The sequence below is a fragment of the Micromonospora sp. NPDC048842 genome (genome assembly GCF_040649935.1).
In the GTDB taxonomy this organism is placed as follows: Bacteria; Actinomycetota; Actinomycetes; order Mycobacteriales; family Micromonosporaceae; genus Micromonospora; species Micromonospora hortensis.
Genome location: NZ_JBEZGK010000008.1, coordinates 255,800 through 268,916, shown reverse-complemented (window position 1 = coordinate 268,916; position 13,117 = coordinate 255,800). Strand labels below are relative to the sequence as shown.

Below are 13,117 nucleotides of genomic sequence, written 5' to 3'. Positions count from 1 at the left end.
CCAACCGACGGCCCCGGGCCGGGTCGACGATCGACCCGGCCCGGGGCTCCGGTCATCTGATGGAGAATTCCGCCAGCCGCAGCGGGGAGTCGAACACCAGGTACACGTCGTGGGTGCCGACTGCCCGGGCCAACTCGGTGCTGGTGCTGACGTACCGGTAGTCGTCGCCGGTGCTGGGCACTGTGGCCGTGCCGAGCAGCCGGCCGGTGGGCGACCCCAACCGGATCTGGACCGTGCCGGCGCCCGCACCGGCCTTGGCGACGGTCGCGGTGAAGGTGCGCGCACCGGGCCGCAGCGTGGAACCGTCGAAGGAGATCCACTGACCGGCGGCTGTGGCACCGACCGCCGTACCGCTGGGTTTCGTCTCGTCGACGAGCCGGACGCCCGCGTACCTGTCGAAGTTCTCCGTCCTGGTGGGCCAGGACAGGTCGCGGGCCGGGATGGTCTCACCGCGGACCCGGATCGTGGCGCGGGCCCGGATGTCCTCGACGGACGCCCCGACCATCAGGTCGTGGACTGACGACTCGACCACCCACCTGCTGCGGGTGACGTCCCAGTGCGCCAGGTCGGCGGCGGGCAGGCGCAGGGTCACCGTACGAGTCTGCCCGGGTGCGAGTTTCACCTGTTGGAACGCCTTGAGCTGGCGGATCGGTGTGGTGTCCCGCGAGGTGCGCTGGTGGGTGTAGAGCTGAACCACCTCGGTCCCGGTCCGGCTGCCGACGTTCGTCACGTCGACAGTGGCCGTGATGGTGCCGTCGGCCGCTACCGACTGCGCACCGGCACGCAGCTGGCCGTACCGGAACCGGGTGTACGACAGCCCGTGGCCGAACGGGTAGAGCGGCTTCGCGCGGCTGTACAGGTAGGTCTGCCCGGACGAGATGATGTCGTACTCCAGCAGGTCCGGTGGTAGTTGCGAGTCCGAGCGGTACCAGGTCTGGGTGAGCCGGCCGGACGGGTTGCGGTCGCCGAAGAGGACGTCGGCGACGGCGTGACCGGTCTCCGCGCCCGCGTGGGTGGTCCAGACGATGGCCGGTACGTGCTCCTGCTCCCATCGGATGGTGACCGGGTAGCTGGTCTGGAGCACGAGAACGGTCCGCGGGTTGGCAGTGGCCACGGCCTTGACCAGCGCCTCCTGGCCGGCGCTCAGCGCCGTTGAGGTCCGGTCGTGTGCCTCGCGGCCGTTGATGAACGGGTTGCTGCCGACCACCAGCACTGCGGTGTCGGCCGCCTTGGCCGCCGCCACGGCCCGGTGGATTCCGTTGCTGATCAGCTCGCGACTGAAGTGGGTAGCGGCGGCCGGGGTCGAGGCGCCGAGCTTGAGGGCGCCGTCGTCGCCGATCGTCACGTACGTGTCGGCGCCGAACCAGCTCTCAGTGGTCTCGTAGCCGACGTACCGCAGCACCACGGTGCCGTCGGCCTGCGGCTCCAGCTTGAACTGCTGCTGGACGTACCAACCGTTCGGCTGTTCGTCGCGGGTGAGGAACGGCCCCCAGTTGTAGCCGAGGTAGCGGCCGTTGGCGGCGTTGCGCAACGTCACCACGTCCTGCCCCCAGTCGACAACGTCGAACTGGGCGACGAGCGCCGGGGTGGCGCCGGTCCCGAGGACGCGGTCGGCGTCGGTGGTGCCGGTGGCCGAGACGTACCGGCCGGTCGACACGTCCTTCAGGGCGATCCGGTCCGCCCCGTCGAGCCCGCTCACACTGGCCGAGCTGCCCAGCCGCTCGCGGATGCCGCCGAGCGCCGTCACCTGGTACGGCAGGTCGCCGCCGTACCAGTCCGAGTAGAGGGTGTCGGCCAGCGGGCCGAGCACCGCCACCTTGCGGGTCCGGGCCGGGTCCAGCGGTAGCGCCTGCCGCTCGTTCTTCAGCAGCACCATCGCCTCGCCGGCAGCCTGCCGGGCCAGTCGCTGGTGTTCCGGGCTGTTGATGACGTCCGGGGTGATGCCGCCGTACCGGCCGCCGCCCGGATCGAACTCACCCAGCCGGAACCGGACGTTCAGGATCTCGCGGATCCGGGCGTCGATGTCCGCCTCGCTGAGCAGGCCGGTCGCCAGGGCCTGCTTGATGGCGGTGACGGTGGGCTGCGCGTTGGTGTCGTCGGTGATGAAGCTGTTGAGGCCGGCCTTGATGATCGCGGCGTTCCCCTCGGCCTGGGTCGGGTAGTACCCCTGCGAGGCGACGAGGTTGTTCGGCGCCCAGGCGTCGGTGACGTTCATCAGCGGCTGGTCGGTCCAGTCACGTACCACTGTGGCCAGGTCCGGGTCCACTGTTGCCGGACGGCCGTTGACCAGGTTGTACGCGGCCATCATCCCGGTCGCCGCGTCGGCGGCGATGGCCGGCTTGAAGGCGGCGCGGTCGTACTCGTTGAGCACCCGAGGCGGCACGTTCGACGAGGTCACGTCGCGTCGGACCTCGTTGTTGTAGGCCAGGTAGTGCTTGAGGGTCGGCGCGCTCTTCAGGTGGTTGGGGTCACCGCCGGTCATCCCCGACCCGTACGCGGTGGAGATCTCGGCGGTGAGCAGCGGGTCCTCGGAGTAGCCCTCCTCGTTGCGGCCCCAGCGGGGGTCGCGCAGCAGGTTGACCACCGGCGCCCAGAGGTTGAGCCCCCAGACCCGGGGGTTCTGCGCGTGGTAGCCGCGCGCCTCGTCGCCGACTGCCGATCCGACCTGCCGGATCAGGTCGGTGTTCCAGGTGCTCGCCATGCCCACCGGCTGTGGGAAGACGGTGCCGCGAGCCTTGACCACCGCGCCGTTGTTGTCGATGTCGGTGGACCAGGCCACCCCGTGCAGCGCCTCGGTGCCGGTCTTGAACAGGCCGATGCCCAGCCGTGGAATGGCCGGCTGGTACTGGTGCAGCCAGGAGATCTTCTCGTCCTGGGTGAGCCGGCCGAGCAGGTCGTCGACCCGGGCGTCCACTGGCAGGTGGGGATCTCGGAACGGGTAGGTGGGTTCGGCGAGCGCGGTGCCGGGAACGGCCGGTAGGGCTAGCAGGGCGAGCGCGAGCGCGGTGATTCCGCGCCGAAGGCGCCAGTTCCGCATGCGGTTCTCCTCATGTCGTACGACGGACGCCCAGCGGGGCGCCGAGGCCGGCGTGACCAGGCTCGACACCCGGCTGACGGGCCTGAACGACGAATCGTCGAAGCGCTTCGACGACCCGGCCGCGTCACCACGGCCATGATTGTTGTGATCCGCGCAACTATAGATGTACGCCAATGGCTGGGCAATACCTGTTTGCCCTACCGGCCGGTAGACCCCAGTCGCCCGACCAGAACGCCCTCGATGTCTTTCAGCGGCACGAATCCCCACCGGCGCGAGTCAACGCTGTCCGGATGTTCGCCGAGCAGCACGGCCATGCCGGCCGGCACCTGTCGCACCTCTGCCCCGACGGCCGGGGCGACCACTTGCGGGACGGCGTCACCTGGCAGCGCCACGAGGCGCTTGACCAGCCAGGCGGACGCGGGAGAGCCCTCGACGGCACTCCGAGGACCACCCTCCTGGTGGCGCGCGACGACGATGCCGCCGGCCCGGAGCCGGCGCGTTCGGCGCACCACGAGGCGGTCGCCGTGAGCCAGAGTGGGGACCATGCTGTCACCCATCACATCGACTATCATCAGTCTCCGGCGCGCCACGGCAACGCCGACGACGGGTGCCGCAAGCGCGGCAAACCCACCCAGGACGGTGAGCAGGAATTGTGACTCGTCGGTCATAAGACCCCCTTCGAGGGGTATTACTCTCATCTTTCCGCCGGCAAATCAACCCGTTGACAGCATCGAAGCACGCCGATAACCTCGGGTTTCCCAGCCGGGGTTCTTGAGGTCTGCGCGACTCGCACCCCGGCACTTGGGCGCCACGGGGAATGGGGGACGATGTGGGTGTCGCTGTTGTCGCGTCCATTTTGACGCTGGCCGGCGTTCTTGCGATATCCGTCATCGGAAAAGTGCGTAGCCGAATGAGTTTTCACGCGTTCGCCGACGCCATTGCCCAACTGCGGGTCGCCCCCGTGCGCTGGTCCCGCCCGGTGGCGGTGGCATCGATAGTGTCCGAGGTCGCCGTACTGGCGCTTGTCCTCTGGCCCGGGGGCACGGTCATCGGCCTGGCCGCGGCCGTGCTGCTCTTCGGCGCGTTCACCGTCGTGCTCGCGCGGGCCGTCCGACAAGGGTCGACGGCGGGATGTCACTGTTTCGGCCCGACGGACACGCCCGTTGCGTGGCGGCACGTCGCTCGCAGTGGTTTCCTCGCCGGCACGGCCGCCGGCGCCCTTCTTGGCGCGATCACCCTGCCCGCCATATCGCTCAGAAGTCTAGAGCCGCCGCACCTCATATTGGCTCTTTCCCTAGCGGGATTCATCGTCACGACGCTGGTCAGGCTTGACGACCTCACCTGGCTCCTTCGTGGAGCGTCTCACGCGCGCTGAATCTCTCCAATCGATCGCGCACTTCTCGTGCGCTGTTCTTCGATGCCCCGGCCCAAGGAGCCCACAGTGCTATTTCTGTCCACCGCCGTCGCCATCCTCGCGGCGCTCGTCCTCGTCGATCTCGCGCTGAGCGCGGCGGTCATCAGGCGGCTACGCGAGACGGAGGCGAAGCTCATCGAGATGAACTCTCCGCCCGCCTCGGGGCTGTCGGTCGGCACCAAACTGCCGGAGTTCGTGTCACCGGACGGCCAGGTCTCCAGCGCCGACCTCGCGGGCAGCCCGACCCTCATCGGGTTCTTCTCCGCCGGATGCCGACACTGCCCCGCGCAGGCGGAGAAACTGGCCGACCGGGCCGAGGAGTTCGGCGGCACGGGCGTACGGGTGGTCAGCTTCCTCACCGTGGGCGAGGGCATGACCGACGAGCTCGGCCCGACGCTGCGAAAGGCCGGCCTCCTCGTCATGGACGACAGCCCGAGCGCGGTGATGGCGGCCTTCCAGGTGCAGGGCACTCCGTCATTCGTGCTCTTCGGCGCGGACGGACGACTGGCGGCACGCGGGCATGACCTGAGCGAGGTATTGGGCAGCCGATGAGGCGGTCGGCAGCGTTGATGCGTCGCGCGTTCGGGATCTACTTCGGCGCCGCGCCCTGGGCGGCGGCGGTGAGCGTCGTGATCATGGTGGTGGGTGGTCTGACAGCGGTAGCCACCGCCTGGTTCACCCGAGCCCTCATCGACGGTCTCTCCGCCGACGCCACGTCGACGATCTGGCTCGGTGTCGTCGGTTTCGGCACGCTGGCCATCGTGTCGCCAGTCATCCTGCACGTCTCGCAGTACGTACAGCGGGACGCGGAACGCCGGGTGACGATACGCACGCAGCAGGAACTGTTCACAGCGGTGTCGGCGCACCCTCGGCTGACCGAGTTGGAGGACAGCAAGTTTCATGATCGGCTCCGGCTCGCCCACGAGGCGAGTCGCTTCGCGCCGACCCAGCTCAACAGCATGGTCCTGGGCATCGGGCAGGAGATGATCACCATTGTCGCCTTCGGCGTGACGCTGGTGCGCTGGTCTCCCCTGGTGAGCGCGTTGGTCATGCTGGCGGTGCTGCCCACGCTCGTGGCCCAGATCCGGTTGGCGCGGATGCGCGGGGCGATGATGGAACGCACCGTACCGATGTTCCGCCGGCAGACGTTCTACGCGGCACTCCTGCTCGACATGCGCGCCGCGAAGGAGATCCGGCTGTTCGGGCTCGGCCAGTTCTTTCAGGGTCGCCTGCTGCGCGAGCTGCGCGCGGCACAGGGACAGGAACGTCACCAGGACCGACTGGCCCTGTGGGTCGACAGCGCCCTCGCGACGCTGACCGGCATCGTCTCGCTGGTCGCGCTGGCCGTCTTCGTCGCACGGGTGGTCGACGGACACGGCACCGTCGGCGACCTCGTGCTCGTGATCGCGGCACTGACCGCGTTGCAGATGTCCGCGTCGAGCCTGGTCCGACAGATCGCGATGCTCGGCGAGACGTTGATCGTGTTCGGCCACTACGTCGACATCACCGCGGTGATCCGCGAGGCCCGACGTGCCGTTCCGCTGCCCGCCCTGACACCACTGAAGCGGGGCCTGGAGTTCGACGACGTCTGGTTCCGGTACGCCCCCGAGCACGACTGGGTCCTGCGCGGTCTCACGTTGCGGATCCCCTGCGGCTCGTCCCTCGCCCTGGTGGGCGACAACGGCGCCGGGAAGTCGACGGTGGTCAAGCTTCTCTGCGGCTTCCACGTCCCGAACAGGGGCGTCATTCGGTGGGATGGCGTCGACATCACCACCATCGACCCGGCTTCGCTACGCGCACGCCTCGGGGCGACATTCCAGGACTTCATGACGTACGAGTTCTCCGCCCACGACAACATCGCTGTCGGCGACATCAACGCGTTGGATGACCGCGCCCGCGTACGGGCAGCAGCCGCCACGGCCGACATGGACGCCACCCTGGCCGCGCTTCCGAACGGGTACGACACCATGCTGACGCGAGCCTTCAGCGACGGGGATCTGCCCGGGGTGGGGGTGGTGTTGTCCGGGGGGCAGTGGCAGCGGCTGGCGCTGGCCAGAGCCCTGCTCAGGGAGGGCGCGGACGTGTTGATCCTCGACGAACCGTCGTCAGGTCTCGACGTGGCGACCGAGCACGAGATCAACCAGCGGCTGATGTCGCTGCGCCGCACACACACCAGCCTGCTCATCTCGCACCGGCTCAACACCGTCCGGGAGGCGGACAGCATCGCCGTGCTGGCCGCCGGCCGCATCCTCGAACAGGGCAGCCACGACGAGCTGATGGCATCGGGAGGGCGCTATGCCGAGTTGTTCCACCTCCAGGCATCCGGTTACGACGACGCGATCACCACTCGGACGTCGATGTGAACGCTAACACCCTGCTCAGAGTGTCACTGCTGGGTCCGATCGAGGCAACCGTCGGCGGGCAGCCGATGGCCGTCGGCGGCCTGGGCAGGCGAGCACTGCTGGCGGCGCTCGCCTTCAACCTGGGTTCGGTGGTCGCCGTCAACCGCCTCATCGAGGTGATCTGGGACGACCACCCGCCGGCGACGGCGACGACGAAGCTACAGGGCCACGTCTGCGCCCTGCGGCGAAGCCTGGTGCGGCTCGGCGGGCCGGATGCCGTGAACCTCCTGCAGACCCGCCCACCGGGTTACCTGCTGTGCGCCCGCCTCGCATCGACAGACCTCGCCCGTTTCGACGACCTGACGCAACAGGGCGCCGGGGCTCGGCTCCCCGAAGGTGCCGAACGCCGCGTCGCCGCCCTCTCGGCGGCACTGCGGCTGTGGCGGGGGGACGCCTGCGTCGATGCCCGGTCCGCTGGGGTAGCGGTCGTGGCGGCGTCACTGGACGAGCGACGGTGGCGGGCCATGGAGGACCTCGCCGAGGCGCAACTCGTCCTCGGCGACAACAACTCCGTCATCGACGCGATGGAGCCACTCGTGCGCCAGTGGCCATACCGGGAACGGGCCTGGGAGCACCTCATCGAGGCACACATGAGGCGTGGTGACGTCGCGTCCGCCCTGGCCGCCCACGACCAGTTGTGCGAGATCCTGGCCGGGGACCTCGGCGTCGCGCCCGGTCAACGAATCGGCCGGCTGGTCAGCATCATCCGCGCGAGCGGTCAGCGGTAGCACCGTCGCCCACCTGCCACCGCCGACCACCACACGGGGTGGCGGCATGACCGCCATCTCGCGCACCGAGCGGTCATGACCTGCGCGAATGCCGATCCACAGCCGCTAACCGGGGCATTAGCGCACCGTTAGCGAATCGTAAGTGGTCGATGACATCGTCACCTCTGTCGACAAACCGTCGTACCGACGGAGAAGGAGAGAGGTCGTATGATTATCAACAAGCTGGCGGACAAGCTACTGGCCACGCTGCTGCCAAAGGCCACTGCGTCCGCGTGCAACGTCTGCTCTCTCGCCTATGTCGGGTGTGGAGGGCCGTTCTGCTACTACTACTACAACAAGGTGGTCGCGGGGCAGGTCCGCTGTTACGCCAACACGGCGAGAGACTGCAACGCGTCCTACGTGAGCTACTCCACGGGCTGCTGCTGATCGTCGATTCGCGGCCGTCGGTCGGATGTCACCATCCGACCGACGGCCTCATGCTGGAGGACCAACGATGCGGGGCACGGTGCGTCGATGCTGGGGATAGCCGCGTCGCAATGGCGGGTACGACTACGCCGGTCACTGGCCCTACTTTCGATGATCGCCGTCGCGGTAGCGGGGTTCACACTGCTCACCGGGGCCGCTGTGACCTCCCGGCTGGATGCGGTGGGCGCGGTCAGCGCCAACTATCGCCCGGTCTACGACCTCCTGGTACGCCCCCAGGGCGCGGTGCTGCCGCTGGAGCAGGAGCGCAATCTGGTCCAGTCGGGCCAGTTGGCGGGCATGCGTGGCGGCATCACCCACGATCAGTGGCGTGAGATCCAGGCGGTGCACGGGGTCTCGGTGGCCGCACCGGTCGCGATGATCGGGTACGTGATGCGCACAGTGCCAGTGACTGTCGACCTGTCGGATCACCTTGACCCGACCGCCGAGCGTCAGGTGTTGCGGGTCCAGCCGACCTGGGCGACGGACGCGGGGCTGAGCCAGATCCCGGACGGGCCGGCGTTCCTCTACGCGACGCGGAACCGGCTGGACGTGGTGCCGAACAGCGAGTTGAAGAGCGGCGGGGGCCTGCCACCGCCGGAGGAGGTCGACGCCGACGGCCAACGGGTGAAGATCTGCCCAGCGGCTCCGGCCATCACCGCGGAGGACTGGCTCGCGCCAACCGACCTCCGAGCCCGATCGTCGTTGACGTGCGTCGGCGGCATGGGCTCGACGGATCGCGAGGGAAAGGCGACGCGGCCGACAGTCACGTTGGCGTGGACGGTGCCGTTCCTGATGGCCGCGGTCGACCCGGAGTCGGAGGCCACGCTGGCCGGGCTGGACCAGGCCGTCACCTCGGGCCGATACTTCACCTCGCCCGAAGCGCCGGCCTCGCGGCGGCTGGACGGAATGCCGTACCCCTACTCGGTGCTCCCGATCCTCGTCGCGGACCGACCCCAGGTCGACAGGACGCTCAACGTCACAGTGCAGCGCCTGAACTCCGACGTGCCCGAGCTGGTCCGGAGATCCGCTGACGACCAGCGGCTCCGCGCCGCTCTGGTCAACGAGTCCGGCACGCCGGTCGCCACACGGGCGATGTCGTTCGAAGAGCCGTACCAGAACCTGCTCGACCGGATGCTTCGCCCCGACGACCTGGGCGTCGAATACGACCTGGCAACGTCGAACACCAGGTGGCTCGACCAGTTCTGGACCGTCGGACCGCCGAAGAGGGTACCGGCCGGGGACGGTCTGCGGGCCCAGCCAGATCCGTACGACCTGAAGATCTGGGGTCAGGGCGCCGACGACGGTGGGTCGTCCCGGCACGTGCCGATGGAGTTCGCCGACACCAGCGTGCGCAGCGAGGTAGCCGTCCATCGAAACCTGGCGCACGGTTACGAGGAGCAACCGGGAGACGTCAGCATGCCCGATGCCGCGCTGGGCGCGGTGGGCACCTTCGACCCCGCCAGGGTTTCGCTGGGCAGCGCGCTGTCAGCGGTGCCCATGGACACGTACTTCAATCCGGGCGCCGAGGGTGCCGACGAAGCGTCGCGGCAGGCACTGGGCGGCCGACGGCTGACCCCGAATTCGAACGTCACCGGCCTGCTCAGCCAGCCTCCGCTGATGCTCACCACCATGGCGGCCCTGCCCGCCATCTTCGACCCCGGCGCGTACAGCACCGAGCCCAGCTACCCGGAGTACCAGCTCAACACCACCGCACCGATCAGCGTGGTGCGAGTTCGGCTGGCCGGAGACGTCGGCATCGACCCGGTGTCCCGGGAGCGGGTCCGGGTGATCGCCGAGGAGATCGCGCAACGCACCGGCCTCCAGGTCGACATAACCCTGGGGTCGTCGCCCACAGCGATGACCGTGCACTACCCGGCGGGCAACTACGGTCGGCCCGACCTCGCCGTGGCCGAGCCCTGGGTGCAGAAGGGCGTCGCGTCCGTGCTGGTCCGCGCGGCCGACCGCAAGAGCGTCCTGCTGTCCGTCCTGGTGCTCGCCGTGTGCGCGCTGGCAGTGCTCAACGCCAACACCGCCGCCATCCGCGCCAGACGCACCGAGTTCGGCATCCTCACCTGCCTCGGCTGGGGCCGCCGGCACCTCCTCCAGCTCATGTTCATCGAGATCGTCGGCATCGGCCTCGCCGCAGGCGTCGCGGGCACCGGGCTGGCGCTCGGGATCGCGTTCGGTCTCGGGCTGAACATCGCGTGGAGCCACACCCTGCTCGCCGTACCCGCAGCGGTGGCCCTGGCCCTGCTCGCCGGCGGCTGGCCGGCCTGGCGGGCCGCCCGGCCGGACCCCGGCGAGATCATCCGGCCCGCCGTCTCGGGTTTCGCCCTCCGCCGGCAGGCACCGCGCCGGTTGGCCACCCTCGCGCTGGCCAACCTTGCCCGCACACCCGGTCGGACCGCGCTCGGCGCGCTGAGTCTGACGATCGGGGTGGCCGCGCTGACCATGTTGTTGGCGATCACGTTCGCGTTCCGGGGGGCGATCACCGGCACCCTGCTCGGTGATGCCGTCACTCTCCAGGCCCGCACCGTCGATCACATCGCCGTGGCGGTCACGATCGTGCTGGGCATCGTGTCGGTCGCTGACGTGCTCTATCTCAACATCAGCGAGCGCGCCGCCGAGTTCGCCCTGTTCGCTGCCGTCGGCTGGACCGACGCCACGCTGAATCGGCTGGTCATCATCGAGGCCATCGGCATGGGTGCCATCGGCGGCACGCTCGGTGCCGCTGCCGGCCTGGGCGCGGCGGCGGCCTTCGCCGGGGGCGTCACCGCTGCGATCCTCTGGTGTTCCGCAGCCGCCCTGGTGTTCGGCGTCGCCGTCTCCGCCCTGTCGGTGGTGGTGCCGATCGCCGTGCTCCGCCGACTGCCCACCGCCCACCTGCTCGCCGAGGGGTGAGCGGCAAAGGAGTAGGTCCGATGGAACAGACGTCAGCTGCGACGTCGAGCACTGTGACCATGCCGCTGGTGTGTCTCACCCGGGTACGGAAGTCCTTTCCCCTGCCCGACGGCGCACCGCTGGTCGCTGTGAACGACGTCAGCCTCGCGATCGACGCCGGCACCGCGATCGCGTTGACCGGGCCGAGTGGCTCGGGCAAGTCGACGCTCCTGCACCTGATCGGCGCCATCGAACGAAGTGACGGTGGCACCATCGAGGTCGGCGGCCAGGAGGTGACCGGACTGGCCGGCCGGGGGTTGGCCGCCTACCGGCGACGGGTCGGCTTCGTGTTCCAACGGTTCCACCTGCTGCCCACGCTCACCGCAGTGGACAACGTCGTGGCGCCGCTGATTCCGTTCCGCACCGACTTCGACAAGGTCACTCGTGCCCATGAGCTGCTGGCGATGGTGGGGCTCGCCGACCGGGCCGCCGCCCTGCCGTCGCGGCTCTCCGGTGGGCAGCAGCAACGGGTCGCCATCGCCCGCGCACTGATCAACCAACCTGCCCTGTTGCTGGCCGACGAACCCACCGGCAATCTCGACAGTCAGACCGGCACCGCGATCGTCGATCTGTTGCTGAGGCTGCGCGACGAACAGGGCACCACTCTCATCATGGCGACCCATGACGCCGCTATCGCCGCGCGCTGCGACCGAGCCGTCCAGATGCGGGACGGGTGCCTCACGTCGTAGCTGACGGATCACCAGTGGTGGAGCACATTCACCACCAGTGCGGCCACCACGGTCACGAAGAATACGGCCGGCCCCACCAGCTGACGGGAGCCGACGCGCAGGTGCGCGAGGAGCGCGCCGATGAAGTACAGCACCAGCCCGGCGGCGGCGAGGATTCCCAGCAGCGGTACGGCGAAGCCGGCCAGCAGCCCCAACGAGCCTGCCGCCAGCGCCACGCCCAACCACGGTAACCACGACCGTGGCACGCGCTTCATGTCGGCCTGGGCCTTCGGATAGTCGTGACCGATCAGGTAGGTGACGGCGGCGAAGCCGGTGAAGACCGACGCGAGAATGGTGACAGTGACATAGGCAGCGAACATTGTTCCTCCGTCGTGGTTGCTCGCCCCCTGGACGATCTAGCGCTGCGGAATGTGACGGCTGCTGGATGCACCGCGATCAGCTCGTTCGTCGCAGCGCGCCGAACCGTACGCCGGTGGCCTGTTCGGACAGTTCCCACAGACGGCGGCCGTGCTCGGGGTCGGTCGCGGCGGTGGAGAGCTTCGCCGGCGCGGGGTGACCGCGCAGTTCACCCGGCCCACCCGGGGCGACGAGTTGGCCCGGCTGCGCCCCGGGGTCGGTGGCGGAGAACAGCTGCGACCAGACGCCGCGATCGATCGGCTGGGCGAGGAGTGGGTTGCCGATCCGGCCCAGCAGCAGCCGCCAGACCGGCGTGGTGGCACTGGTCTGCAGATTCGTCGCGGTGTAGCCGGGGTGGGCGAGGAAGCTGCCCAGCGGGCTCGCCACGGCACTGAGCCGCCGGTGCAGCTCGTAGCCGAAGATGGCGTTGGCCAGCTTGGACGTGTTGTAGAAGCCCATCGGGGAGTAGCCCCGCTCGCCGGTCGGGTCGGCGAAGCGCATCTTCGCCTGCCGGTGGTTGACCGAGGTGACAGTGACCACCCGTGGATCCCGGCCGGCCAGCAGGAGGTCGAGCAGGAGCCCGGTGAGTGCGAAGTGCCCGAGGTGGTTAGTGGCGAACTGCATCTCGTGACCCTGCGGGCTGAGGGTACGCGGCACTGCCATCACCCCCGCGTTGTTGATCAGCACGTCCACCCGGCGGTGGTCGGCGTTCATCCCGTCGGCGAACGTCCGGACCGAGTCGAGGTCGGCGAGGTCGATCCGCCGGACTTCCAGGTCGACGCCGGGTCGGGCCGCGGTGATGTCGGCCGCCACCCGGCGACCCCGCTCCTCGTCGCGGACGGCCAGCACGACGCGCGCACCGCGAGCGGCGAGCGCCCGGGTCGTGGCCAGGCCGAGGCCCGCTGTGGCACCGGTGACGACGAAGGTACGGCCACTGAGGTCGGGGATCTGTTCGGTGGACCAGCCATTGACGGTCATGCGCCCCACTGTGCTATCGATGGCACTTAGTGTCAAGAGGTGCACGAGATGCCAGCATGGGCATGATG

11 protein-coding genes are annotated in these 13,117 nt (G+C 69.2%); 7 read left to right on the top strand and 4 right to left on the bottom strand.

Annotated elements, in window-relative coordinates; genetic code table 11:
- Positions 1–52 precede the first annotated feature (52 nt).
- On the bottom strand, positions 53–3,037 hold the full coding sequence (locus AB0C19_RS14600; RefSeq protein ID WP_357184570.1) for a glycoside hydrolase family 3 C-terminal domain-containing protein: 2,985 nt from the start codon (positions 3,035–3,037) through the stop codon (positions 53–55).
- A 197-nt stretch (positions 3,038–3,234) separates the two neighbouring features.
- Positions 3,235–3,594: a S26 family signal peptidase gene (locus AB0C19_RS14595; protein ID WP_357184714.1), complete on the bottom strand. Its 360-nt coding sequence runs from the start codon at positions 3,592–3,594 to the stop codon at positions 3,235–3,237.
- 272 nt (positions 3,595–3,866) lie between these two features.
- Here AB0C19_RS14595 and AB0C19_RS14590 point away from each other — a divergent pair, with 272 nt between their 5' ends.
- The 7 genes from AB0C19_RS14590 to AB0C19_RS14560 all read left to right on the top strand — a co-directional run bounded on the left by AB0C19_RS14590 (position 3,867) and on the right by AB0C19_RS14560 (position 11,675).
- A complete protein-coding gene (locus tag AB0C19_RS14590) occupies positions 3,867–4,412 on the top strand; it encodes a MauE/DoxX family redox-associated membrane protein (RefSeq protein ID WP_357184567.1) in 546 nt (181 codons plus the stop codon).
- Positions 4,413–4,478: 66 nt separating this feature from the next.
- Positions 4,479–5,003, top strand: coding sequence for a TlpA disulfide reductase family protein (locus AB0C19_RS14585; RefSeq protein WP_357184564.1), 525 nt, complete (start codon positions 4,479–4,481; stop codon positions 5,001–5,003).
- Positions 5,004–5,020: 17 nt separating this feature from the next.
- A complete protein-coding gene (locus AB0C19_RS14580; protein ID WP_357184560.1) occupies positions 5,021–6,814 on the top strand; it encodes an ABC transporter ATP-binding protein in 1,794 nt (597 codons plus the stop codon).
- A 20-nt stretch (positions 6,815–6,834) separates the two neighbouring features.
- Complete coding sequence (locus AB0C19_RS14575; RefSeq protein WP_357184557.1) at positions 6,835–7,581, top strand: BTAD domain-containing putative transcriptional regulator; 747 nt, start codon at positions 6,835–6,837, stop codon at positions 7,579–7,581.
- A 207-nt stretch (positions 7,582–7,788) separates the two neighbouring features.
- The gene (locus AB0C19_RS14570; RefSeq protein ID WP_210781026.1) at positions 7,789–8,007 is read left to right on the top strand and encodes a hypothetical protein; all 219 of its coding nucleotides are present in this window, start codon (positions 7,789–7,791) and stop codon (positions 8,005–8,007) included.
- 87 nt (positions 8,008–8,094) lie between these two features.
- The gene (locus AB0C19_RS14565) at positions 8,095–10,947 is read left to right on the top strand and encodes an ABC transporter permease (RefSeq protein ID WP_357184553.1); all 2,853 of its coding nucleotides are present in this window, start codon (positions 8,095–8,097) and stop codon (positions 10,945–10,947) included.
- Between the two features lie 59 nt (positions 10,948–11,006).
- A complete protein-coding gene (locus AB0C19_RS14560; protein ID WP_357184711.1) occupies positions 11,007–11,675 on the top strand; it encodes an ABC transporter ATP-binding protein in 669 nt (222 codons plus the stop codon).
- Between the two features lie 8 nt (positions 11,676–11,683).
- Here the strand turns inward: AB0C19_RS14560 and AB0C19_RS14555 are convergent, their stop codons facing one another.
- Together AB0C19_RS14555 and AB0C19_RS14550 are read right to left on the bottom strand one after the other, a co-directional pair.
- Positions 11,684–12,034: a DoxX family protein gene (locus AB0C19_RS14555; protein ID WP_357184550.1), complete on the bottom strand. Its 351-nt coding sequence runs from the start codon at positions 12,032–12,034 to the stop codon at positions 11,684–11,686.
- Between the two features lie 76 nt (positions 12,035–12,110).
- Positions 12,111–13,049 (bottom strand): oxidoreductase, encoded by a 939-nt coding sequence (locus AB0C19_RS14550; protein WP_357184547.1) that lies wholly within the window; start codon positions 13,047–13,049, stop codon positions 12,111–12,113.
- Between the last annotated feature and the right edge of the window lie 68 nt (positions 13,050–13,117).

What these genes read in the sequence shown, in the direction of transcription:
- AB0C19_RS14600 (WP_357184570.1), bottom strand. Translation starts at nt 3,037, where the DNA reads ATGCGGAACTGGCGCCTTCGGCGCGGAATCACCGCGCTCGCGCTCGCC.
- AB0C19_RS14595 (WP_357184714.1), bottom strand. Translation starts at nt 3,594, where the DNA reads ATGGGTGACAGCATGGTCCCCACTCTGGCTCACGGCGACCGCCTCGTG.
- AB0C19_RS14580 (WP_357184560.1), top strand. Translation starts at nt 5,021, where the DNA reads ATGCGTCGCGCGTTCGGGATCTACTTCGGCGCCGCGCCCTGGGCGGCG.
- AB0C19_RS14570 (WP_210781026.1), top strand. Translation starts at nt 7,789, where the DNA reads ATGATTATCAACAAGCTGGCGGACAAGCTACTGGCCACGCTGCTGCCA.
- AB0C19_RS14565 (WP_357184553.1), top strand. Translation starts at nt 8,095, where the DNA reads ATGCTGGGGATAGCCGCGTCGCAATGGCGGGTACGACTACGCCGGTCA.
- AB0C19_RS14560 (WP_357184711.1), top strand. Translation starts at nt 11,007, where the DNA reads ATGCCGCTGGTGTGTCTCACCCGGGTACGGAAGTCCTTTCCCCTGCCC.
- AB0C19_RS14555 (WP_357184550.1), bottom strand. Translation starts at nt 12,034, where the DNA reads ATGTTCGCTGCCTATGTCACTGTCACCATTCTCGCGTCGGTCTTCACC.
- AB0C19_RS14550 (WP_357184547.1), bottom strand. Translation starts at nt 13,049, where the DNA reads ATGACCGTCAATGGCTGGTCCACCGAACAGATCCCCGACCTCAGTGGC.